The organism is Pseudolysobacter antarcticus (assembly GCF_004168365.1).
Classification (GTDB): Bacteria; Pseudomonadota; Gammaproteobacteria; order Xanthomonadales; family Rhodanobacteraceae; genus Pseudolysobacter; species Pseudolysobacter antarcticus.
In genome coordinates, this window is the sequence record NZ_CP035704.1 from 1628981 (window position 1) to 1652082 (window position 23102).

Annotated in this window: 16 protein-coding genes; 10 read left to right on the plus strand and 6 right to left on the minus strand. The window is 57.4% G+C overall.

Annotation, left to right across the window (positions count from 1 at the left end; all coding sequences use genetic code 11):
• Positions 1-88 precede the first annotated feature (88 nt).
• The 5 genes from ELE36_RS06920 (at position 89) to ELE36_RS06940 (ending at position 6904) form a co-directional block, all read left to right on the plus strand.
• Entirely contained in the window at positions 89-1234 is a 1146-nt protein-coding gene (locus tag ELE36_RS06920; RefSeq protein ID WP_129832377.1) for an MGDG synthase family glycosyltransferase, read from the plus strand.
• Positions 1231-1710, plus strand: a complete 480-nt coding sequence (locus ELE36_RS06925; protein ID WP_129832378.1) for a hypothetical protein — start codon at positions 1231-1233, stop codon at positions 1708-1710. Before ELE36_RS06920 ends, ELE36_RS06925 begins: the two co-directional genes overlap by 4 nt.
• Positions 1711-2137: 427 nt before the next feature.
• Positions 2138-2458 (plus strand): hypothetical protein, encoded by a 321-nt coding sequence (locus ELE36_RS06930; protein WP_129832379.1) that lies wholly within the window; start codon positions 2138-2140, stop codon positions 2456-2458.
• Positions 2459-2721: 263 nt separating this feature from the next.
• The gene (locus ELE36_RS06935) at positions 2722-3615 is read left to right on the plus strand and encodes a helix-turn-helix transcriptional regulator (RefSeq protein WP_129832380.1); all 894 of its coding nucleotides are present in this window, start codon (positions 2722-2724) and stop codon (positions 3613-3615) included.
• A 466-nt stretch (positions 3616-4081) separates the two neighbouring features.
• The gene (locus tag ELE36_RS06940) at positions 4082-6904 is read left to right on the plus strand and encodes a TonB-dependent receptor plug domain-containing protein (RefSeq protein ID WP_129832381.1); all 2823 of its coding nucleotides are present in this window, start codon (positions 4082-4084) and stop codon (positions 6902-6904) included.
• 136 nt (positions 6905-7040) lie between these two features.
• Here the strand turns inward: ELE36_RS06940 and ELE36_RS06945 are convergent, their stop codons facing one another.
• Together ELE36_RS06945 and ELE36_RS06950 are read right to left on the minus strand one after the other, a co-directional pair.
• Complete coding sequence (locus tag ELE36_RS06945; protein WP_129832382.1) at positions 7041-7808, minus strand: LytR/AlgR family response regulator transcription factor; 768 nt, start codon at positions 7806-7808, stop codon at positions 7041-7043.
• Positions 7805-8917, minus strand: coding sequence for a sensor histidine kinase (locus tag ELE36_RS06950; protein WP_165371517.1), 1113 nt, complete (start codon positions 8915-8917; stop codon positions 7805-7807). Before ELE36_RS06950 ends, ELE36_RS06945 begins: the two co-directional genes overlap by 4 nt.
• Before the next feature lie 276 nt (positions 8918-9193).
• Here ELE36_RS06950 and ELE36_RS06955 point away from each other — a divergent pair, with 276 nt between their 5' ends.
• The 3 genes from ELE36_RS06955 to ELE36_RS06965 all read left to right on the plus strand — a co-directional run bounded on the left by ELE36_RS06955 (position 9194) and on the right by ELE36_RS06965 (position 14277).
• Positions 9194-10078 (plus strand): helix-turn-helix transcriptional regulator, encoded by an 885-nt coding sequence (locus ELE36_RS06955; protein WP_129832384.1) that lies wholly within the window; start codon positions 9194-9196, stop codon positions 10076-10078.
• A 435-nt stretch (positions 10079-10513) separates the two neighbouring features.
• Complete coding sequence (locus ELE36_RS06960) at positions 10514-13339, plus strand: TonB-dependent receptor plug domain-containing protein (protein WP_129832385.1); 2826 nt, start codon at positions 10514-10516, stop codon at positions 13337-13339.
• 95 nt (positions 13340-13434) lie between these two features.
• On the plus strand, positions 13435-14277 hold the full coding sequence (locus ELE36_RS06965) for a Cif family virulence factor (protein WP_129832386.1): 843 nt from the start codon (positions 13435-13437) through the stop codon (positions 14275-14277).
• Between the two features lie 48 nt (positions 14278-14325).
• Here ELE36_RS06965 and ELE36_RS20945 read toward each other — a convergent pair whose 3' ends face one another.
• A complete protein-coding gene (locus tag ELE36_RS20945; protein WP_277987067.1) occupies positions 14326-14454 on the minus strand; it encodes a hypothetical protein in 129 nt (42 codons plus the stop codon).
• A 451-nt stretch (positions 14455-14905) separates the two neighbouring features.
• Here ELE36_RS20945 and ELE36_RS06970 point away from each other — a divergent pair, with 451 nt between their 5' ends.
• On the plus strand, positions 14906-15301 hold the full coding sequence (locus ELE36_RS06970; RefSeq protein ID WP_129832387.1) for a hypothetical protein: 396 nt from the start codon (positions 14906-14908) through the stop codon (positions 15299-15301).
• A gap of 78 nt (positions 15302-15379) precedes the next feature.
• Here the strand turns inward: ELE36_RS06970 and ELE36_RS06975 are convergent, their stop codons facing one another.
• From ELE36_RS06975 to ELE36_RS06985, 3 genes are all read right to left on the minus strand, one after another.
• Positions 15380-16282, minus strand: a complete 903-nt coding sequence (locus tag ELE36_RS06975) for a leucine-rich repeat domain-containing protein (RefSeq protein WP_129832388.1) — start codon at positions 16280-16282, stop codon at positions 15380-15382.
• Positions 16283-16496: 214 nt separating this feature from the next.
• A complete protein-coding gene (locus ELE36_RS06980) occupies positions 16497-18875 on the minus strand; it encodes a protein kinase domain-containing protein (RefSeq protein WP_129832389.1) in 2379 nt (792 codons plus the stop codon).
• A gap of 162 nt (positions 18876-19037) precedes the next feature.
• The gene (locus tag ELE36_RS06985) at positions 19038-19586 is read right to left on the minus strand and encodes an ECF-type sigma factor (protein WP_165371518.1); all 549 of its coding nucleotides are present in this window, start codon (positions 19584-19586) and stop codon (positions 19038-19040) included.
• 411 nt (positions 19587-19997) lie between these two features.
• Between ELE36_RS06985 and ELE36_RS06990 the strand changes: the two genes are divergently transcribed.
• Entirely contained in the window at positions 19998-22946 is a 2949-nt protein-coding gene (locus ELE36_RS06990) for a pre-peptidase C-terminal domain-containing protein (RefSeq protein WP_165371519.1), read from the plus strand.
• Positions 22947-23102 lie beyond the last annotated feature (156 nt).

A 23102-nucleotide genomic window follows, 5' to 3' on the forward strand; every position in this document is an offset into this window, starting at 1 on the left:
TTTTTCAGAGATACGCCGATGCGCTATCGCGTTCGCTTGCCGAGTTCGCGCAGCGGCATATCAGGCGCGTAAACATCAAGGCAAACCCATGCACAAGAAAAAAATATTGGTGTTGAGCGTGTCCGCGGGCGCCGGTCACATGCGCGCGGCTGAAGCGCTGCGCAGTCATGCCGAAGTCGCGCATGGCGATGTGCATGCCTTGCATCTCGATGTGATGAATTTCGTATCGAGCGCGTTCCGCAAGCTCTACACCAACGCCTACATCAAGCTGGTCGAAAAACATCCGGCATTGTGGGGCATGTTGTATCGCATGACCTCCGAGGCCGAGCCCGATGCGACGCTGCAAAAGATGCGGCGTGGCATCGAACGTTTGAACACCAAGGCGCTGCTCAGGGCAATCGACGCATTTGCGCCGGACGCAATCATCTGTACGCATTTTCTGCCGGCGGAGATTCTGCAGCACGAGATAAAACAAGCCCGGCTGCATGCGCCGGTGTGGGTGCAAGTCACCGATTTCGATCTGCATAAAATGTGGGTGATGCCGCACATGGCGGGTTATTTTGCCGCGAATGACGAAGTCGCTTTTCGCATGCGCGCCGCGGCGATTGCGCCCGCGACGATCCACGTCACCGGCATCCCGATCATGCCCGCATTCGCTCAGCCGCTGTCGCGCGAGGAATGCGCGCGCGAGTTCGGCATCGATCCGGCGCGACCGACATTTCTATTGATGGGCGGCGGTGCCGGCGTCGGCCAGCTTGATCAGGTGGCTGAGCGTTTGATGACCGCGGCCAAGGATTTTCAGCTCGTCGTGCTCGCCGGGAAAAACGTCGCGGTGCTCGGCAAATTGCAGAAGCTGGCGGCGCAACATCCGGGGCGTCTTTTTGCACAAGGTTTCACCCATCACGTCGAACGCCTGATGGCCTGCGCCGATCTTGTGATCACCAAACCCGGCGGACTCACGTCATCGGAATGCCTCGCGATGGGTGTGCCGATGATCGTGCATTCGCCGATTCCCGGACAGGAAGAACGCAATGCCGATTATCTGTTGGAGCAGGGCGCAGCGATGAAAGCGGTCGATACGCTCGGGCTGGAATTTCGCATCCAGATGTTGCTCGCCGAGCCGCGGCGTTTGCAACTCATGCGCGACAAGGCGGCAGCGCTGGGACGTCCGGATGCGGCGGCGAATGTATTGCGCATTGTGTTGTCAGCACTGGCGGCGCGTGACTCGAAATGACATCGAAAATATTCCAGCAAATTCGTTTGCCATTGACCATCGGCTGGGTCTTGCTGCTGGCTTTTTTTTTCGCCAACGTCGAAATCCAGATCGAGGGCGCCGCCGGATGGGCGGCCAATTTGCCGACCTGGCGAATTGAGCATCATTGGCTGCTGGATATTTTCTGGGGCGGACGTGCGATGACCGGTTATCACGCGTGGATTTTTCCGTGCGTGGCGTTGTTCCTGCATTTTCCGCTGGTGTTTGCAGGCAGCTGGAGTTGGCGTGCGGAAGCCCGTGTGCTCGGCTGCACGCTGCTGTTTTGGATCGCCGAGGATTTTCTCTGGTTCGTTTTTAATCCGGCCTACGGCATCGCGCATTTCAGTCCGGAATTTGTCCCGTGGCATCCGCATTGGTGGGGCGCCGTTCCGGCCGATTACTGGGTCTCGCTGACGCTGGCGGGCTTGCTGTTTTATGCGAGCCGCGGCTTGCGCTAAGCGGTCGATTTCAGTCGACAATCGTGCCGATTCGGTGCGGACAAGTGCGTGCGCTGCGATGCTTGCGTCATCACATCGCACACACTTGTCGACGTCAATTGCGTCTTGCGCTTGGTAAATAATCAATCCTCGTCACTGGCAGGAAAACGCGAGCGAATAGCCATAAAAACTTGTCGCGGAGGAATGAAACAACGTCAGCATTGTGCCGCAGCCACATTTGAGGCGGCGGTAACGTTGCACTGGCTGGCTACACCGCCAGAAGCCGCCGGCGCTGTGAAACATGACGAAAGAGCAACGAATCAAAGCACATCCGAGTGATTGATCATGGACGTACATTCGATCAGCATCTGCGCCGAAGATGCATAGATTCATGCGCATTTCGAGCAGATGGTTTGTAGTATCTTTCAAGCTCTTCAAGAATATCCAAATGGAATTCGATGTGACGCATTTTGCTCTCCGGCACAGCCAACCCGCGGCGATACAAACATCGAACATCTCGCGATTGCGCAAATTCAGTTTGAAAGCAATTGTCGGGTTGCTGATGTTTTTGTCCGTCCTCGCAGCACATGCCGAAGCACGGCTCGAAGTTTTCCGCGAGTCGCCGCAATTCGTCGGTCTCACGCTCGGTCAAAGCGGCAGCATGGCCATCGCCATTCGTAATCACGGCCCGGATACGGCTGCATACGTGCAGATCGGCACACTCACTATTGGTGGTGCTGTTTCGCTATCAACTCGTGCTATGAAATGACTGCGATCACCGCATGATTTCCGCTTCATTTTGTTCGACGATCATGTTCGTACGAAACTCATCGTTGACAAACGAAAACCCTCAACATACGATATCTTTCGTATAAATTGTCGACCAAACAGCGCGGCGGTTCGCAAAATTCTTATGCGATTCGGCGCTCCAGTTCAACCGCTCAACTGGAGGTTCTGTGAAGCCAGGCAAACGCATTCATGCGTCGCTGCCTTCTCGGGAAGTAGCGCATATCCTTGCAGACCGGGGGCACCGTGATTGAAGTCAAAGCCGCACGCATCGCATCAGGCAGAACTTTTTCTCTGCTGTCATCAGCGTCGGATGCGATGCAGCGCCAGGGGGATGAAGGCATTCATGTCTTGCTGTGCGAAGCTTATTCGCGTGTCTCGGTTCCCGCTGGCATGGTTGGCTTGTGGTGCCCTTTGAGTTCGGGTATCTGGGCTGAAGCACTGGGTTCGCGTTTTTTCATCAAGCGCGGAAATGTCTACACCTCTGATCTGGATTATCCGCATGAAATCAGTGCGCCGGTGCATGGTGTCTGTATTGGCGTGCTGGCTAAACATTCGGTCTGGTGCCAACTCATGTCGATGTCCTCGAAAGATGGCAGCGTTTTGCCGGTGGTGTTTCCGGCCAATGATGCAAAGCCGGTCGGATTGCGCCTGACGCTGCTACAGATGGTGCGTCGCACGCTGAGCAGTTCAGAGTTGCCAGGCAAATCGGCGGCTGAGCATTTCGGTCAGTTGATGGTGCAGATGCAGGAACATTTTTCACTGATGCTGCAACGCTGCCCGGGATCATCCGAGGCACGCAGGCGGCAGATTTTTTTGCGTCTGCAACGTGCGCGGCACCTAATTCAAACCAGTCCTTCAAAAAATATCGATATATCAAGGCTCGGGGTGCTGACAAATTATTCAGCGAACCAATTGATTCGATTATATGGCCGAATATTCGGCGAGACTCCTTATTCAAGCGTATTGCGCACTCGAGTCGAGCTTGCAAGAAGCCTGATTCGTGATACCAATATGGGTTTCAGTGAAGTATCAAGACTCAGCGGTTTCGAAAATAGAACGAGTTTTGCGCGTGCTTTCAAAATCTACTCGGGAACGACCGCATCGTCTTTTCGTATTGCCCTGCGAAAAACCGGCTGAGCTGCTGGCCAAGGCCCAGCGTGATCCTGCGGGCTGCACATCAGCGCAACAAAAAGCCTAGTTCTGGGCAGCACATTCTGCGCGTACTAGCCGCATCAATCCGGCTCAAGCCCGCAGAATATTGTATGCGCAGGCCTTGTCGCCAGGGCCGCCATATTTGAATTTATATTCAATATTAATTAATGTTAAAAAAGCGCAGCGAGGTAGCGACTCGCTGCGCCTGGATTTATTGCGACTAGTCCAAATTTACCCGTTGGGGGGTGCGGCAATTATTTATGAAAGATAAGCTCGTTAGGCAAGAAAAATAACCATTGACACGAACAAATAGAACCTTCTGCCGTTAAACTAATTACAATAGTGATTTCAGATACAGCGAGTGGTTATATTTGCAACTCACAAATAATTTACATCAGCTAAATTTCTCCAGCCGGGCAGTCCGGAACAAAACCTATTTGGAGAGGCCAAAATGCTCACTCACACGCTTTCGCAATCGATCCGCCACGCCTTGCGCTCGGGTCGTAATTACGGAGCCTTGCTCGCTGTCCCCGCATTACTCACCGGTCTGCCGGTGAGCGTACTCGCGCAGGATGCGGGGAACGCGTCCACGTCACAAAAGCTCGAAACGATCGAAGTCACGGGATCACGCATCCGCCGCGTCGATGTGGAAACCGCCAGCCCGGTGCTCACCGTGGATCGCGCCGCGATCGAAAAAAGCGGCAAGCTCACCGTCGGCGATCTGGTGCAGGAATTGCCCAGTATTTCCGGTAACGCCGCTACGCCGGCCATGAACAACGGCGGCGGCTCCGGCGGCTCGTTTGTTTCATTGCGTGGCCTGGGCACCAACCGCACCTTGATCCTGGTCAACGGTCATCGTGTGGTCAACGCCGATATCAATATCATTCCAAGCAACCTGGTCGAACGTATCGAAGTGCTGACCGACGGCGCCTCGGCGGTATACGGCTCTGATGCGATCGGCGGCGTGGTCAACTTCATCATGCGCTCGAACTATCAGGGCGCCGAGTTCAGCGCCAGCTACGGACTGTCCGATCACGACGACGGCGAACGCAAGGCATTCAACCTGACCTTCGGCCAGACCTCGGACAAGGGCAGCATCGTCGGTGGCATCGATTACAACAAGTTCGATGGCATCCTTTCCGGCAGCCGCGACTACGGTAAATACTCGCTCACCCTGGATACCAAACATCCGCTGCCCGGCGGCGGTTATCCGGTATTGCAGGGCGGCTCGGCAGCATCCGCTTCCGGATTCATCTCGGCACCGCAATTCGCCAATTGTCCCTCGTCCACGGCCGGCGGTGGCCCGGGCGGCACGTTTGTTCCCGGCGCCGCTGGCGGCCCGGGTGGGATTCCGGCGCACTATCGCTGCTTCAGCGATGCGACCGACACCTACAACTATCAGGCGATCAACCTGATATTCACGCCGCAAGAGCGCACCAACGCCTACGTGCTGGGCAACTACAAGCTCAGTGATAGTGTGGAAGCCTACATGAGTGTGTTCCACAACAAGACCACCTCCGAAGCACAGTTGGCGCCGTTGCCGCTCGATCTGTTTTCCGCGCAGATCACGATGGATGCGGGACAACCCTACAACCCGTTCGGCGTCAACGTCGGCTACAAGAATGCTGCCGGCGACGTGGATGGATCCAGCGATCTGGCGATTCGTCTGACCGCGCTCGGCCCGCGTGTTCCACACTTCACCACCACGACCGATCAAGTGGTTGCCGGCTTGAAAGGCAGCATCGCCGATACGTCATGGCAATGGGATGCCAGCCTCAACTACGGTCACAACAGCCAGCTTTCCACGTTCGGCGGATCGCTGGCCACCGGCGATCTGGCAGCCAGCGGTTCTTTCGCCGCCACGTGTATTCCTGGCAGCACGGCCAAAGGCGGATGCATCAACATCTTTGATCAGAACGATCCGAATACGGCGGCGATCCTCAAGCAGTATTCGGCGAGTCCGTTCGTCAATACCTTGAGCACGACGCGCGAGGCGGACTTCAATATCAACGGCAATCTGTTCGATTTGCCTGCCGGCACGGTTAGCCTTGCCGCCGGCGGGTCGTATCGCAAGGTCTATACCAACATCAACGTCGACTATATCGCCGTTGCCAGTGCCAATACCGGTGGCAACTGCGCCGTGCAGATTTCGGCCTGCGCCACGCCGTTCCAAGGCGGTTTCAACGTCAAGGAAGTGTATGCCGAAGTGCTGGTTCCACTGCTCAAGGAGCTGCCTTTCATCCACAGCTTGAATCTGGATCTGGGTGATCGGTATTCGGACTACAACACCTTCGGTTCGACCAACAACTGGAAAGCGGCGCTGGAATATCGGCCACTCGAAGACCTGATGTTGCGCGGTACGGTATCCAAGGTGTTCCGTGCGCCGAACACGACCGAATTGTTCACCGGTCTGACCGACTCGTTTGATAACTACAGCAAGCCGGTCAGCGCTCCCTCGACGTTCCTGTCGAAAAACGGGACGCAGGTACAAACCTTCTTTGCCGGCGCCTCGGTGCTCGGTGCGCCGTTGCTGCCGGAGATCGGCAAATCGTTTGACTTCGGCGTGGTCTACGATCCGCATTGGGTGGATGGTCTGTCGCTCAGCGCTGATCTGTGGCGTGTCTACCTGCTCAACAACATCACCCGTCCGACCGGACAGAGCATCGTCAACTTCTGCGTGGCCAATGCGACCAGCCCGTTCTGCAACGACATCGTGTTTGGCAGCGGCAAGATCCAGCGCATCAACACGGTCATTCAGAACTTTGGGCGTCTGGATACGCGCGGCGTGGACTTCGGCATGAAGTATCGTCTGCCCGAAACCGCGTTCGGCAAGTTCAGCGTCGCCCTGGATGCCACCTACACGGCGCAGTACGACAACCAGCTGTCTGTGCATAACGCCGACGGCACGACCACGACGGCGGTGGATCATGCGGCGGGTACGTTCGATTCGCAGTTCGGCAACATCGCCCGCTGGCGCGGCCTCAGTACGCTGGGCTGGACGTACGGCTCGTTCTCGGCCAATTGGACCACGCGGTATATCGGTGGCGAGAAGGTGCCGCTGATCGGTCACGTTGGTGCATGGGCGCAGAACAACGTGTCGTTCGGTTACAACATCGCCCCGCTGAATACGCGTATCGATGTCGGCATCGACAATATCGCCGACAAGCAGCCGACCCTGTACTACGCCAATACCGTGACCAACGCCAACGTCGATGTGAATACCTACGACACCATCGGTCGGTATTATTTCGCGCGGGTCAGTGTGAAGTTCTAGAGAGAGGGACTTTGCGGAGTTGCGTTGTTCTTCCCGGAGCAACGTCCCAGCCAACCGCGCGGTGCAAGCCGCGCGGGTTTTTGTGCGCACCAGCACGTATTGCAACGGACGAGCGAAATGTTCCGTGCAATAAATCCTAGCCCAACAATTGTCTGAGTTTTTCGCTATAAGTCCGGCTGACACGTAGCCTGGCGCCGTTCTTCAGCCGCAATGTGGCGTCGCGATTTGCGAGGGCTTCCATTTCATCGATTTGATCGATGCGCACGATGGCCGAGCGATGCACACGCACGAAAAATTTCGGATCGAGACGCAAGGCCAGTTCGTTCAGCGATTCTCGTAGCAGATGGGTTTTCTGCGGTGTGTGCAAACCCGCGTAGTCGCCCATCGCTTCGATCCAGTCGATCTCCTGCGCGGCTACAAATACCAGGCGGCTGCCGGTGCGGATTGAAAAACGGTCGGCATAACGAATCGGCTCATTGCTGTTGTCGCGTTGCGCGAGCAGGGCGCGCAGGCGTTGTTCAAAAAAATCCTCGCTGCGAAAGGCGAGGGCGTTGCGCGCGTGGCGCAGCGCATCGACAAAACGATCTTCATCGATCGGCTTGAGCAGATAATCCAGCGCGTGAATATCGAACGCGCGCAACGCAAACTGATCGTACGCGGTGAGAAAAATGGTCAGCGGCATTTTTTCCTTCGGCACCAGATTCAATACATCGAACCCAGTCATTCCGGGCATCTGGATATCCAGAAACACAAGGTCGGGCGCGCACTCCAGGATGCGCGCCAAGGCCTCGTAACCGTTGCTGCATTCGCCAACGATATGCATGTCGTCGTGTTCCGCGAGCAGTGCGCTGATGCCGCGCCGCGCCAGCGGTTCATCGTCGATGATGAGCACTCTGCAAGTCATGCGTTTTCTATCTGCGGCAGTTCGTGGTCGGCGGGGAGATGCGCGTCGCACGGCAACTCGATGCTGACGATACAACCGCCAATTTCGGGATAGGAAATTTCCAAGCGATGGCGTTGCGGATAAAGTCGATCGAGCCTCGCGCGAGTATTTTCCAGGCCAATGCCGACCTTGGTTTCGCCGAGCCGTGTTGCATCATGCTGCGAATAACCCAGGCCATTATCGATGATGAGAATGCACAACATATCGTGATCGCGTTGCGCACGAATGGTAATTTTTCCACCGTGCGTGGATGGCGCAATGCCGTGGCGTATCGCGTTTTCCACCAGAGGTTGCAGCAACAAATTCGGCACCCGCAATCGTAGCGCATCGACATCGATCTGCAGGTCGATATCCAGCCGTGTGCCAAACCGCACTTTCTCGATTTCGAGGTAATGCCGGGTCAGCGCGACTTCCTCTTCGAGCGTGACTTCGTGCGCGCCGTTGCCTTCGAGTGTGGCGCGTAAGAATTCCGCGAGACGCGTGATCATGCGTGTCGCCGAGCGTGAGTCGCCTTCGCGAACCAGCGTCGAAATCGCATTGAGTGTATTGAACAGAAAATGCGGCTGCAGTTGATAACGCAACGCCCGCAACTCGGCCTCGCGCGCGAGCGCGTTGGCGACAAAAAGTCGATGCCGTTCCTGCTGCAGCGCCTGGTATTGCCGAAGCCCGAAATACGCCGCGCACACTGCGCAAAGCACGAACCACGCAAAGTACGCGCCGTTGAACGCATGCGTCCACTCGAATTTGCGCATGTACAGATCGTCGCCAAATGCCACTTGAGCGAGCAGCGCACACAACGAGCACAGCATGCCAAAAACATACGCCGTGCAGGCGGCGATCAAGCCGGTGCGCCATGCGTTCAAATTGAAATGCCACAGCCATCGACAAAATTTCATGACGGGCCAGGCCGCACAAAAACAGCTGACGGTGAAAACCGCGCGATAGATCAGGTACGAATAAATATCGTCGAACGCCATCGACGCTTTGGCGATGCCAAATGCCAGCAACAGACTGCCGACGAGCAACAAGAACCACAGGCGATAGGTCAATCGCATTACCGGTATCGACATGGTTCGGATTCCGGAAACAGGCGTGCATGTGCCGCAGACATGCGGGAGCATCCGGGCATTGGTCGAGGATTTTCGAGTCGATGTGACCGCAAGAAATTCATGGCGACAGTATCGCGTTTTTTTGCCGCAACGAGAACGCGGCACGGCGCAATTCGTGCACGGATCGGCGCATCGTTCAATCGTTGCGCTGCATGCCGTCTGGAATGGTTGCGCGAGGATTCTGATACTCGCCATAGGGTAAGGCTGGCTTGAATATTTTTCTCGACCGGGGGCGACGTGATCGAAGTCAAAGCTGTACGCATAACATCAGGCAGAAACATTTCGGTGACGCCATTGGCGGATGGATTGCCACGCGAGCAGGGCGATCACGTCCGTGTGTTGTTGTGCGAACGTCATTCACGAGTATCGGTGCCTGCCGGAATGACCGGACTGTGGTGTCCGTTGAGCTCCGGTATCTGGGTTGAAGCACTGGGTTCGCGTTTCTTCGTCAAACGCGGCAGCGTCTACACATCCGATCCCGACTACACACATGAAATCAACGTGCCAATGCGTGGGATGAGTATTGCGGTTTTGGCAAGGCATTCGGTATGGGCGCAACTCACGTCGTCGTGCTCCGAAAGCATCGGCTCCTTGCCCGTCGTATTTCCGGCTAACCACGTCATGCCAGTGGGTTCTAGGTTGGCGTTGCTTCAATTGGTACGGCGCTTGCTGGATCGCGCCGACACAACAGACTCGCGTGCAAGCGAACATTTCGGTCAGATGATGATGCAGATGCAACAATGTTTTTTGCCGTTGCTGCAACGCTGTCCCGGATCTTCGGTCGCGCGTCGGAGCCAGATTTTTCTGCGATTGCAGCGTGCCCGGCACCTGATTCAAACGAGTCCTTCGCGAGGTATCGACATAACAACACTTGGCAAACTGACCAATTATTCGGCAAATCAACTGATTCGGCTTTTCAGACTGGTTTTTGGAGAGACGCCATACGCGAGTTTGTTGCGTGTTCGCGTGGAGTATGCGCAGCGCCTGATTCGAGATACCGAAATGGATATTAGTGAAGTATCGCGGATCAGCGGTTTTGAAAACAGGACGAGTTTTTCGCGGGCATTTAAAATCCATTCTGGTGGAACCGCTTCGGAATTCCGAACTTCTTTGCGCCAGTAGTTTGCGCATGTCTTAATTACAGGCGGCAGCTCGCGTCGTTGGAACGCATGCCGCCTCGATAGTTATCGTTCATCCCCTAATTTCTTCAGGATTTCAAGTATTTGCCGTGCCATATATCTTTGTTCTCGCCTGATATTTTCCCCTCAGCAAGATTGATTCTGGAAACACGCAGCGAGGTAGCGGCTCGCTGCGTGCGGATAGTGCGACTAGTCCAAAGTCGTCCCGTTGGAGGACAGCTACATCATTTCAAATTTTATTATTGAATAGGTAATAAAAATAACCGTGGTGAAGAAAATCATATTGAATTTTGCACGACGGTAGAAAATAATTATTTCATTCACAACGTTTGGTTATATTCCTTACTCACAAATAATTTACATGAATTAAATTGTCCTGGCCGGGAAGTCCGGAACATTACTATTTGGAGAGACCATCATGCTCATTAATTCGCTTTCGCGATCGATCCGCCAGGGTTTGCACTCGCGCCGTAGTTACACTGCCTTGTTTGCACTTCCCGCCTTTCTTTCGATCGCACCGATCAACGCGCTCGCTCAAGATGCAGAATCCAGCGCACCTTCGCAGAAACTCGAAACCATTGAAGTCACCGGGTCGCGTATCCGCCGCGTGGATGTCGAAACTGCCAGTCCGGTACTTACCGTTGATCGCGCCGCGATCGAAAAAAGCGGCAAGCTCACCGTCGGCGATCTAGTGCAGCAACTGCCGAGCATTTCCGGTGCTGCCGGAAACCCGGCGGTGAATAACGGCGGCGGTTCGGGCGGGTCGTTCGTGTCGCTGCGTGGGCTTGGCACCAACCGCACCTTGATCCTGATGAATGGCCATCGTGTGGTCAACGCCGACATCAATACCATTCCGAGCAATCTCGTGGAGCGCATCGAGGTGCTGACCGATGGCGCATCGGCGGTGTACGGCTCGGATGCGATCGGCGGGGTCGTCAACTTCATCATGCGCTCGAATTATCAGGGCGCCGAACTGACCAGCAGTTATGGAATTTCCGATCGCGACGACGGCGAGCGCAAGGCGTTCAATCTTACCTTCGGCCAGACCTCGGACAAGGGCAGCGTCGTCGGCGGTATCGACTACAACAAGTTCGACGGCATTCTTTCCGGCAACCGCGATTACGGAAAATATTCGCTCACCTACACCGCCAAAACCGGCGCGGTACTGAAAGGTGGTTCGGTGGCGTCGCCGTCGGGGTTTATCTCGGCGCCGCAGTTCGGCAACTGCGCGCCATCTGCGCTGGCTGGAAATACGCCAGGCGGCACGTTTGATGCGGGCGCGCCCGGTGGTGGTGCGGATGGAATCCCGGCGCATTTCCGCTGTTTCAGCGATGCGCAGGATACCTACAATTATCAGGCGATCAACCTGATCTACACGCCGCAGGAACGCACCAATGCCTACGTGCTGGGCAACTACAAACTCAGCGACAGTGTCGAGGCGTACCTGAGTATTTTCCACAACAAGACGACATCGGAAGCGCAACTCGCACCGCTCCCCCTAGATTTGTATTCGGCGCAAATCACGCTGGATGCGAACCAGCCGTACAATCCGTTCGGCGTGAATGTCGGCTATCGGAATCCGGACGGCACCGTGAGCAACGGCGCCAACGATCTGGCCATCCGCCTGACCGCACTCGGCCCGCGTATCATCAAGTTCACCACGGTCACCGATCAGGTAATCGCTGGTCTGAAGGGTGCATTGAGCGATACCTCGTGGCAGTGGGATGCCAATCTGAATTATGGCCACAACAGCGTGCTGCGGCAGAGTCCAGGCTCGCTGGCATCGGGTGATCTGGCCGCGAGTGGTTCGTTCTCGGCGAACTGCATTCCGGGCAGCACGGCCAAGGGCGGCTGCATCAACATTTTTGATCAGACCGATCCGAACACCGCGAAGATTCTGAAGCAATATGCCGCCGATCCGTTCCTGAATATCCTGTCCACATTTCGTCAGGCCGAATTCAATCTCAACGGCAACTTGTTCGATCTGCCGGCCGGTACCGTCAGCCTCGCTGCGGGGGCGTCGTATCGCAAGGAATACACCAACATCGCGGTCGACTACATCACCCGCGCGAATCCGGCCAACGGCAATTGCGCGGTGCAGATTTCCGCCTGCGCCACGCCGTTCCAGGGCGGCTTCAGCGTCAAGGAAGTGTATGCCGAAGTGCTGATTCCGTTGCTCAAGGATTTGCCGCTGGTGCACAGCGTGAACCTCGATCTCGGCGAGCGTTATTCGGACTACAACACCTTCGGTTCGACCAGCAACTGGAAGGCGGCGCTGGAATATCGCCCGCTCGAGGATCTGATGTTGCGTGGCACGGTATCGCAGGTATTTCGCGCGCCGAATATCGCCGAGCTGTTCACCGGCTTGACTGATTCGTTCGACAATTACACGCCGCCGCTGCTGCCCGGCAGCACCACGCAGGTGCCCGGATTCGGCTCGAAGAACGGCACTCAGGTACAGACATTTTTTGCCGGCGCATCGGTATTGGGCAAGCCGCTGAATCCGGAAGTCGGCAAGTCGTTCGATTTCGGCATCGTCTACGATCCGCACTGGATCGAGGGGCTTTCTGTGAACGTCGATTTGTGGCGTGTATATCTGCAGGACAACATCACGCGTCCGACCGGACAAACCATCGCCGGCTTCTGTGCGGCAAATTCCACGAGCCCGTTCTGCAATAACATCACCTTCGGCAACGGCAAGATCCAGCAGATCAATACCTATATCCAGAACTTCGGTCGGCTGGATACACGCGGCGTGGATTTCGGCTTGAAATATCGCCTTCCGGAAACGCCATTCGGCAAATTTACCCTTGGCCTTGATACGACCTACACCGCGCAATACGACAACACGCTGACGGTGAAAAACGGCGACGGCACCACCACCACCGTGGCCGATCATGCTGCCGGCACGTTCGATCCGCAGTTCGGCAACATCGCGCGTTGGCGTGGCCTGGGCAATCTCGGCTGGAGCAACGGACCGTTCTCTGCGGGCTGGAGCGTGCGTTACATCGGCGGCGAGAAAGTACCGCTGATCGGCCATGTCGGCGCGTGGGCGCAGAACAACCTGACGTTCGGCTACAACATCGTGCCGCTGAACACGCGTATCGATATCGGTATTGACAATGTCGCCGATAAACAGCCGACGATCTACTACGCCAACACCGTGCTGAATGCGAATGTCGACGTCAATACCTACGACACGATCGGTCGCTATTACTGGGCGCGGATCAACGTGAAATTCTGATCGTGCGAAACAGGAGCTGGGTCGCTTGCGCGGCGCAGTTCCTGTTTTCTCTCGCAACAATTCAACCGTCAGCATATTCAAGAAAGGAAATACTGATGCATCCATTGGCACTATTGCTGAGCATGTTTTTTCTTGTATCGCCGGCCACCAAACCGACCGACGAACTGGCCGCAGCGGAGCGCGACTTTGCCGCCGATGGCATCGCGCTCGGCGTGAATCCGGCATTCCTCAAACACTTTGCCGCCGACAGCTGGATATTTCGACCTTATCCGGTTGCGGCGCGCGAGTGGCTGCGCAAACAACCGAAAAAAAACACGCGACTATTGTGGGGGCCGCAATATCTGGAGGTGTCAGCGGCGGGTGATCTGGGTCTGTCGATGGGGCCGTGGCATCTCAGCGCCGAGCGCGGCGACAAGACGATCGATGCCTACGGTCATTTCATGACGGTCTGGCAGCGTAATACGCAAGGCCGCTGGGAAGTTCTCGCGGACCACGGCGCGAGCCATGCCAAGGTTGCATTAGATGTGGATTTACAACCGCGCAACAACCACGTCGAATCGGTTGCCGATCTTTCTGCGGATAGCCATGCACAACGATTGCGCGCACTTGAAAAAACCGACGATGCGTTGCGGTTGGCGTTGCAGGGAGCGGATATTGTCACGGCCTACCAACGTTTTTCCACTGATGATGTTTTGCTGCTGCGCGATGGCGCAATACCTGCGCCGGGTGTCATTCCGGATGTGCTGAAAGAGGCTAAAGCGGGAATCGGTTCGGCACCGCGCCGCGCCGCTGGCATTTCGCGCAGCGGCGATCTCGGCTACACGCTCGGAGGCAGCGATACGCCGGAAAATGCCGGGCGCGGAGTTTACGAACGTATGTGGCGCTACGACGGAAAAACCTGGCGGTTATGCGCGGACGTGACCGATTCGGCGAATTGATCGCGAGCGCAATGTCGCCCCGCATCGACGTGTTTGCCAAGTCAATCGTCAGCTATCAAAAAAGCCCGGATCGTGCGGCGAAAAAAATGCAAGGTTCGGAAAAATCGTATATATGCTGCCGATATCCAGCCATTTGCCGAGCGTCGCGGCGAGTTGATCCCACGATGTAGTGGGCACCAGCCGGCGTTCGATGAGTTGCGGACCATTGATTGCGAGTGATGGATAGTCGCCATAAATGCGTCCGCCCCTGACTGCGCTCTCGCTTGGCGGCTATTGGCCGAGGATGCCAATATCGTGGCGATCAACGTTAGCGTCGTAGTCATCCTCGCGCTGCCGCCGCAAGCAATGCCGGTTGTGATCCGGCGCAGAAATTCGTGACGACTGCTTTTATCGCTATCTGTGCTTATAGTCCTCCTTGCTGGACCGCGGGTCGCAGAAATCGGGGCCGACCTTACCTCATGCTGCTATCGATTTTCGTGCTTGCTCAAGCGCTGCATCGTCGGCACTATGCAGCGTGCTGAAATGCTTTTTGCATCAGCGATTCGGTACGACATCGTACTTGTCAAATCACTCAGGGGGAAAGATTGTGAATCGGAAAAATGCCTTAAAGTTAATGCTCGCCAGCGCCATGCTGCTGCTGATAACCGCCTGCAGTGTGAGCTTCACCACCTCGCATCTCAGCAGCCTGATCGTCAGCAAAGAGAAAGACAGCTCTACCGAGGCCAGCACTTTCGGCGTGCACGACACCGTTTATGCAAAAGGTGTGGTGTCGAACGTCTCGGGCAAGGTCACCTTGCAGTGGCATCTGATTGCGGAAAAAGTGGCGGGGCAACCGGATAATTTCCTGATCGCTGCGCTCGACAAATCCTTCGAGCTGCCAAGCGATGGCAACAGCAGTTACGACCTGTCTCCGCCAGATGCGGGTTGGCCGGCCGGCAAGTACAGGATCGAATTGCACATGCTGGTGGAAAGCGGCGAAGACAAGGACATGAAGTCTTCAGTCTTTACCGTAACTGGCGGCTAAGCGATCGCGGCGGTTTCGGCTGGGCCGCGACCGCCGCTAATCTCGTGTCAGGTAGATTCAACATTTCGGCTGAATACTTTATTGGAACCCGTTCGCGAATATCTTGTTACACGGCGTATACCAGAGCGCCACGCCGGTCGCGGTATCCCAGGTGGAGTTATCGACATAGCTCGATTCGGGGAAATCGTTGGCACACAGAGTCGATCCGCCGGCAGTCAAGGTGGCTGCGGCGGCGGGCAAGGTGCCGCTCAGATGATTGCCGCCGACGCGAAAATAGTTGAGCGTGCCGAGTCCGGCGAGGCTTGGCAGCGAGCCCGTCAGCTGATTCGAGCCAACATCAAAATTGTTCATGCCGGTCACTCCGGTTAGCGAGGGAATCGGACCCGTGAGCTGATTTGATCGCACAATGAAGGTGTTCAGATTGGTCAGCCCGGTCAGCGTCGGCAGCGGGCCGGTCAACTGGTTCGAATACGCCACAAAACCCAACAGATTATTCAAGCCGGTGAGAGGTGGAATCGAGCCCGTGAGCTGGTTGCTATCCGCGTCGAAAATAAGCAGATGGGTCAATCCGGTGAGCAACGGAATTGAACCCGTGAAGTGATTGCCGTAAATGGCAACCTCGGTCAGCGCGGTCAAGCTGGTCAGTGCGGGAATCGAACCGGTTAGCTGATCTGCTTGCAACTCAAGCACCGACAGATTGGTCAAGCCATCCAGCGCGGGCAAGCTGCCGGTCAGGTTGTTGATGCCGAGCGAGATGCCCGTCACGTGCGACGAGCTACCGTCACAGGTGATGCCGAACCAACTGCATTCGGTGCCGCTGGCGCCGTTCCAGCCGGTGTGATCAATCCAACTGGCACCGTTGGTGCTGGTGTAGAGGTTCAACAATACGTTGCGCTCGGTGAGCGGGATGGCCGCGTGGGCCAGCGAGCAAAAGCCTGCGATCAGGAGCAAAAAAGTGGTGCGGACGTTGCGGAGTTTCATCGGATTTCCCTGCTGGTTGAGTGCCACGCTGGCCAGGCCAGATCGTCAGCCGCAACGATAAGCAGTTCGTGCTTGAGAAACTTGAGCGTTGCATGAGCACTTCATGAGCGCCAAGATTCTGCGCGGTTCAACGCGCGGAAAAACCGCCGAAACAACGGTGCTGACGATTGTTCAGCACGGTGGAAGCCCGCCCCCCACACTCCGCATGAACGCGCTATTGCCTGGGTGAAACGCCGACCGTCGGCAGCACCTCGTGTGCCGCGTCAAGCAACGGTTGCCAGCACGATGGCCGGCCTTCCATCACCGGTGCTGCTTCGGTCATCAGACTGCGCGCCGCTTCATTCTGGCCGAGATGCGCCAGCGCGGCGGCAAGCCCGAGCTTGATTGTGGCCACGCGCGGATGATCCTCAGCATTGATTTTTCGCGCGTAATCGAGCGCTTCACCGAGATCCGCTGCGGCTTCGTTATAGCGATTTTGCGCCAGCCGCAACTCGCCGCGATTTTTCAGTAGCGCGGTCTGCACCCCGTTATCGTCGGGATGTTCTTTCAGGATCGCCGCGCCCAGCTCGAATGCGTGCTCGGCGGCTTGCAGATCGCCCAAACGTTTGTACGCAAGACCTTCGCTGACGAGGTTCTTCGCCACCAGCAGACTCCTTTCGCCGTCATTTTTGCCGTGCACTTTTTTCGATTCTTCGAGATAAACGATGGCTTCGTCATAGTAACCGGCGCATATCGCGGTAACCCCGGCGTCGCTGAGTACACCGGCGGTGACATCTTGATCCGATCCGATCGCCGTGCGCATTTTTTCGATCAATGCACGCGCATCGATGACTGCATTGGCGTAGTCACCGCTCTCGACCGCCACCGTGAGCTTCACGTCGCGCGCGATCAGCGTGCGCGGATCGGCTTCACCATACAGCGCGATCGTCGATCGCAGTTGGGCGTTGATCATTCTCAGCGCCTCGTCGTAATGACCGAGGCGAGCCGAACATTGCGCCAGCACGCTGAATGCGAGTAATGAATCGATCGGTTGCAGTTCGTGCGCATGCGCCACCACCGGGCGCATCACTTGCTCGCATTCGACCAGCTTCGATTCGATGCTGTAGCTCAATCCGATCGCACTCTGGATGTGCAGCGCGAGCGGCGCCAACTCGCCGCGGGTTTTGACCACTTGCGCATGCAGTTCGTCGAGTTCGCGGCGACTGTCGACCGTGTTTCCCGCGTCGAGCGTCAGCTCCGCGTTCAATACCTTGAGCGAAATGATCAGATCGAAATTTTCCGGATTTGCCGGATCGAGTCGCGACAGACCGCGTTGCGTGATCTTGCGCGCATCGGGATAGCGCGAAAGTCCTTGGAGTGCATCGGCGATCGCGCGATCCACTTCGCTGGCGAGATGCGGGTGTTTCGCAAAGGTAATGGCGGAACGCTCCGACGCCTTGCTCAACATATTGCCGAGATTGACCACTGCGTGCGCGCCGCCACCAAATGGATCGGCTTCACCGATCAGATCATTGGTGAGAAAACGCGTCACCAGCGCAGTCAATGCATGTTCTTCCTGCGCGTTTGTACGCGCACTATCGAGGCGCCAATCCACTGCGATTACACCTGCCAACAGCATCGCGGCAAGCGCACTGATGGCGATGCTGAACGGATGGCGCCGCGCGAATCGTGCGAATCGATAGCGGAACGTCGCATCGCGCGCGCGCACCGGCAGATGGTCGAGAAAACGCCCGAGTTCGTCGTGCAAACCCTGTGCCGTGTGATAACGATGTGCGATTCGTGGCGCGCACGCGCGGCTGATGATCGCCTGCAGATCCACCGGAATGCGCGGCGGCACTTCGCCCTCGGCATGTGCGCTCGCCACCACACGCAAAAGGTTGCCGAGTTGCCAGATGTCGGATGACGTGCCGATGCGCTCGCCGGCGAGTTGCTCGGGGCTGGCGTAGCCCGGCGTGTACGCGGTTGCCGCGTCGTTTTCATCGATGAAAGCGGCCACGCCAAAGTCGAGCAACTTGGCGCCGCTTTCCTTGCCGACCAGCACATTGTCGGGCTTGATGTCGCGATGGAGAAGCAGCCGCGAATGCGCGTGCTGCACGGCTGCGATCACTGGAATCATCAGCGCCACGCGATCGCGCAGTCCGAGTTTTTTCTCGATGCAATGCCTGTCGATCGGCAACCCTTCGATCAGCTCGACCGCAAACCACAGCCGGCCATCGTCCATCACGCCACCGTCGAGCAGGTGCGCGATATGAGCGTGATTGAGCGATGCGAGGATCTGCCGCTCGCGGCGAAAATCATCATGTATTTGCGATGCCATCACCCGTCGCGCGAGAAATTTTATCGCGACGCGCTGCTCGAATTGGCCGTCCGCGCGAATGCCCAGATAAACGATGCCCATGCCGCCGCGACCCAGCGCGCGCTCGATCCGATACGGCCCGACGCGTGTGCCCGGCGCCAGCTCGGCACTGTCTACATGGTCGCGCAGCAGCGTGCCGAACAGTGCGCTTTTGAACAGGCTTCCGGGGTCGAGCAGGTCATCGATATTCAAACGACGGTGTCCTTGGGCGGAATGCGACGAAAGCTGCAGCAGCATGAATTCGTGGCATGTGCCAACGAAATTTCCAATGCCCTGCGACGACGAGTTCAGCCAGCTATACGATGAACGTCAATGCCGTGTTGCCGACGAGCAGCGAATCGCATACACAACATATTCCCGCGAACAGCAGGTCGAGTCGAGACGCGCTGCAGCGTAATCTCAACGATCGAGCAGGCGGCGCAGCGATTCGCGTGCCTTGTGCCACAGCCGTTGCGTGCTGCGCAACGGCAAATCGATCGCGAGCGCGGTCTCTTCTTCGCTCAGTCCGCCGAACACGCGGCATTCGACCAGTTGCACATAACGTGCATCGATCGTCGCCAGATGTTCGAGCGCAGCGTCGATGCTGATCAGGTTGCCGGCTTCGATATCGGCGCTGCTATCGAGTGCCGATAGCGTGACGCGCTCATCGTGACCGCCGCGTTTGTCGGCGAGGCGTTTGCGCGCGTGGCCGATTACCACCTGGCGCATCACTCTTGCCGCGAGCGCGAGAAAATGACCGCGATCGATGATGTCTTTTTCGCTGCCGGCCTGGGCCAGGCGCATGTAGCACTCGTTCACCAATCCAGTCGCGCTCAAGGTGCCGTCGGAACCATCGCCGCGCGCGCGCGCGAGCCGTTTCAGGTCTTCGTAAAGCAACTCGATCACGGCGTTCCAGGCGTCGTGATCGCCACCGCGGGCGCGATCCAGCAGCACGGTGATTTCGCTCATGGAAACGATCTCGAAGAAAGTACGGACACGATTCGGCAATTCCTGAGCATCGGTGCTGTGTGCTCGCCTCGCACCAGCATGCCAGAGCCGCAAGCGAAGCCAAAAACGCTTGTTCTCAGCCGGTGCCGGGTCACTGCACACGGATGTTACAAAAAATATGGCGGGTAACCCGATCGTACTGCGTTTCATAGTGAGGAGCTAGGCAATCCCACGGACAGAAACCTGATTGGTACGCCGTTTTCGTAACGACAGCGTCCTTGCCGTCTTGTTGACGGCAGCGCCGGCCGGTCGAGCGGATCAGTCAGTGCGCGAGTGCAAGACGCAAGAGAGAAGGGACTTCGAAGTGTAGGAATAAAACCGTGGAACCGCAGCAGCGGCATTCCATCCACACCATTTGTTGGAGGTAATCTCGTGTCATTGTCAACATTCGTAACACTGCGCCGCAAGGCAACCGTTTTAACCCAATCCGTGCTGGTATCCACCGTTATCGCGGCACTGGCCTCGACTTCGGTAAGCGCTAGCGAAACCGGTTTTGCGTCGATCGCAAACAACAATGTCACCACCGTCGCGGGCGCCACTGCTTTGCGCAATGGCGATGTGATCAACGGCCTGTTGCCGTTCACCACGCCGATGCATATTCAGGTATCGCTGAAGATGCGCAATCGCGAAGTGCTCGAAAGTTTTGTCGAGTCGGCGATGCATCCGAACATGCTGCTGACCCAGCCGCAGGTGATGTCGAGCGATGAATTTGTCGCCAGTCACGCACCCACCGCGGATCAGGTTCAACGTGTCGTGAGTTTCCTCGAAAGCGCGGGTTTCAAGAATATCGAAGTCGCGGCGAATCACATGATGATTTCTGCCGACGGCAGCGCCGACATCGCGCAAACCGCGTTCCAGACCTCGTTCGCGCGCATCCAGACCAGTGACGGTCGTGATGCTTTTGCCAATACCGATGCGGTGCATATTCCCGCAGCCTTGCAGGATACCGTGCTCGCGGTGCTCGGCCTGCAAACCGTGCATGTCGCGCATACGATGTTGGTGAAGAGCGCGCAGATCAATGCGATCAGCGGCCATGATCCGACCGATTGGCCCTACATTTATGGCGCGAGCGGCTTGCCGGTCGCATCATCGATTCCGGTCGGCATTATCAGCCAGGGCAAGATCACGCAATCGCTGACCGATCTGAATACGTTCACCAGCCAGCACAGCATGGCGACCGTTGCCACGCAAGTAGTTACCGTCGGCAGCACCAGCACCGATACCGCGGGTGTCGGCGAGTGGGATCTGGATAGCCAGGACATCGTCGGCATGGCCGGCGGCGCCGTGCAGAAAATCATTTTCTACAACGTCCCCACGCTGACGAATGCCAGCCTGAGCGCCGGTTACAACAAGGCCGTGGCAGACAATCAGGTCAAGGTCATCAACGTTTCGATCGGTATTTGCGAAACCGCTGCGCAGGGCGATGGCTCTGCCGCCGCGAATGATCAAACCTTCCAACAGGCAATCGCCCAGGGACAGACCTTTTCGATTTCCAGCGGTGACTCCGGCGCGGACGAATGCAACGGCGGTGGTCAAGGCGTCGTGCCGTCATGGCCGGCATCCTCGCGTTATGTGGTTGCGGTCGGCGGCACTACGCTGAACGCCGGCACCGGCGCTGGCGCCGCATGGTCCAGCGAAGTGGTGTGGAACAATGGCGTGACGCGCGCGACCGGTGGCGCCACCGGCGGTAGCCCGAGCACGTTCGAGACTAAACCAAGCTGGCAGACAGCGGCAATCGTGCCCGGCAATTTCCGCGGCGTGCCGGATATTGCGTTTGAAGCCGACCCGAACTCGGGCGCCAAGATCATCGTCAACGGCGCCAACGCCACTTACGGCGGCACCAGTTTGTCCTCGCCGATTTTCGTCGGCGCGTGGATGCGTTTGCTAGCAGCCAAAGGCAATCTCGGTTTTGCTGCACCGCTGCTGTATCAATTGCCGGCTGCCGATTTCCATGATGTGACCTCTGGCAACAACAACGGTGAAACCGCCAAAGCGGATTGGGATTTCACGACCGGTTTCGGCAGCATCATCTTGAGCAAGGCCGTTAACGATATCGGTGGCACCGTTACACCGGATTTCACCCTGTCCGATGCCCCTGGCAGCGCCAGCGTGACCCAGGGCGCCAGCGCCACCAGCACGATCAGCGTGACCGATTCCGGTGGCTTCACCGGTAGTGTCGCACTGACCGCATCGGGCCTGCCTTCCGGTGTGACCGCGTCGTTCAGCCCGGCCAGCACCACCAGCACCAGCACCCTGACCTTGACCGCCAGCGCCACGGCGACCACGGGCCCGGCCACGGTCACCATCACCGGTACTTCCGGTTCGCTCTCGCACACGACCAGCCTCGCGCTGACTGTCAATGGTTCGCCCACGCCGAACTTCACCCTGTCCGATGCCCCCGGCAGCGCCAGCGTGACCCAGGGCGCCAACGCCACCAGCACCATCAGCGTGACCGATTCCGGTGGCTTCACCGGTAGTGTCGCCCTGACCGCATCGGGCCTGCCTTCCGGCGTGACCGCATCGTTCAGCCCAGTCAGCACCACCAGCACCAGCACCCTGACCTTGACCGCCAGCGCCACGGCGACCACGGGTTCGGCCACGATCACCATCACCGGTACTTCCGGTTCGCTCTCGCACACGACCAGCCTCGCGCTGACCGTGAACGCGGCAGGCGGTGGCGGCGGTAATGTGCTGACGAATGGCGTGGCTGTGACCGGTTTGTCCGGTGCGACCGGTGTGCTCTCGGCCGATTACACCTTCACCGTTCCTGCCGGTGCCACTGCAGCCACCGTAGCCATTTCCGGCGGTACGGGCGATGCCGACATGTATGTGCAGAACGGTGCTGCACCAACCCTGAGCAGCTACAGTTGCCGCCCGTATGTCTCGGGCAATGGCGAAAGCTGCGCGCTGACGGCGGGCAATACTTATCACATCAAGATCAATGGGTATGCCGCTTATACCGGTGTGAGCCTGATCGGCAAGTACACCGCCGGCGGTGGCGGTGGTGGCGGTAATGTGCTGACGAATGGCGTGGCTGTGACCGGTTTGTCCGGTGCGACCGGTGTGCTCACGGCCGATTACACCTTCACCGTTCCCGCGGGTGCTACCGCTGCGACCGTGAAGATTTCCGGTGGCACCGGTGATGCGGACATGTATGTGCAGAACGGTGCAGCGCCGACCCTGAGCAGCTACAGCTGCCGTCCGTACGTGATCGGTAACAACGAAAGCTGCGCTCTGACGGCGGGCAATACGTATCACATCAAGATCAATGCGTATTCGACCTACACAGGCGTGTCCCTGCTCGGCAGCTACACGCCGTAAGTGGATCATGTTTGATCGGAATGTCCGCCTTCGCTGAGGAGGGCAGATAAAAACGCCAAGAAAAATGAACTCCCGGTTCGCAAGAGCCGGGAGTTTTTTGTTTTCTCAAAGCCAGACATGCGGTGAGCTCTTGTTGCTGCAGACAGAGTGATTTCT

Excerpts from the sequence above, each read along its gene's own strand:
- ELE36_RS06950 (WP_165371517.1), bottom strand. The coding sequence starts at position 8,917 with ATGTCGATACCGGTAATGCGATTGACCTATCGCCTGTGGTTCTTGTTG.
- ELE36_RS06975 (WP_129832388.1), bottom strand. The coding sequence starts at position 16,282 with ATGAAACTCCGCAACGTCCGCACCACTTTTTTGCTCCTGATCGCAGGC.
- ELE36_RS06965 (WP_129832386.1), top strand. The coding sequence starts at position 13,435 with ATGCATCCATTGGCACTATTGCTGAGCATGTTTTTTCTTGTATCGCCG.
- ELE36_RS06980 (WP_129832389.1), bottom strand. The coding sequence starts at position 18,875 with ATGCTGCTGCAGCTTTCGTCGCATTCCGCCCAAGGACACCGTCGTTTG.
- ELE36_RS06970 (WP_129832387.1), top strand. The coding sequence starts at position 14,906 with ATGCTGCTGCTGATAACCGCCTGCAGTGTGAGCTTCACCACCTCGCAT.
- ELE36_RS06985 (WP_165371518.1), bottom strand. The coding sequence starts at position 19,586 with ATGAGCGAAATCACCGTGCTGCTGGATCGCGCCCGCGGTGGCGATCAC.
- ELE36_RS06930 (WP_129832379.1), top strand. The coding sequence starts at position 2,138 with ATGGAATTCGATGTGACGCATTTTGCTCTCCGGCACAGCCAACCCGCG.
- ELE36_RS06920 (WP_129832377.1), top strand. The coding sequence starts at position 89 with ATGCACAAGAAAAAAATATTGGTGTTGAGCGTGTCCGCGGGCGCCGGT.
- ELE36_RS06960 (WP_129832385.1), top strand. The coding sequence starts at position 10,514 with ATGCTCATTAATTCGCTTTCGCGATCGATCCGCCAGGGTTTGCACTCG.
- ELE36_RS06925 (WP_129832378.1), top strand. The coding sequence starts at position 1,231 with ATGACATCGAAAATATTCCAGCAAATTCGTTTGCCATTGACCATCGGC.
- ELE36_RS06940 (WP_129832381.1), top strand. The coding sequence starts at position 4,082 with ATGCTCACTCACACGCTTTCGCAATCGATCCGCCACGCCTTGCGCTCG.
- ELE36_RS06945 (WP_129832382.1), bottom strand. The coding sequence starts at position 7,808 with ATGACTTGCAGAGTGCTCATCATCGACGATGAACCGCTGGCGCGGCGC.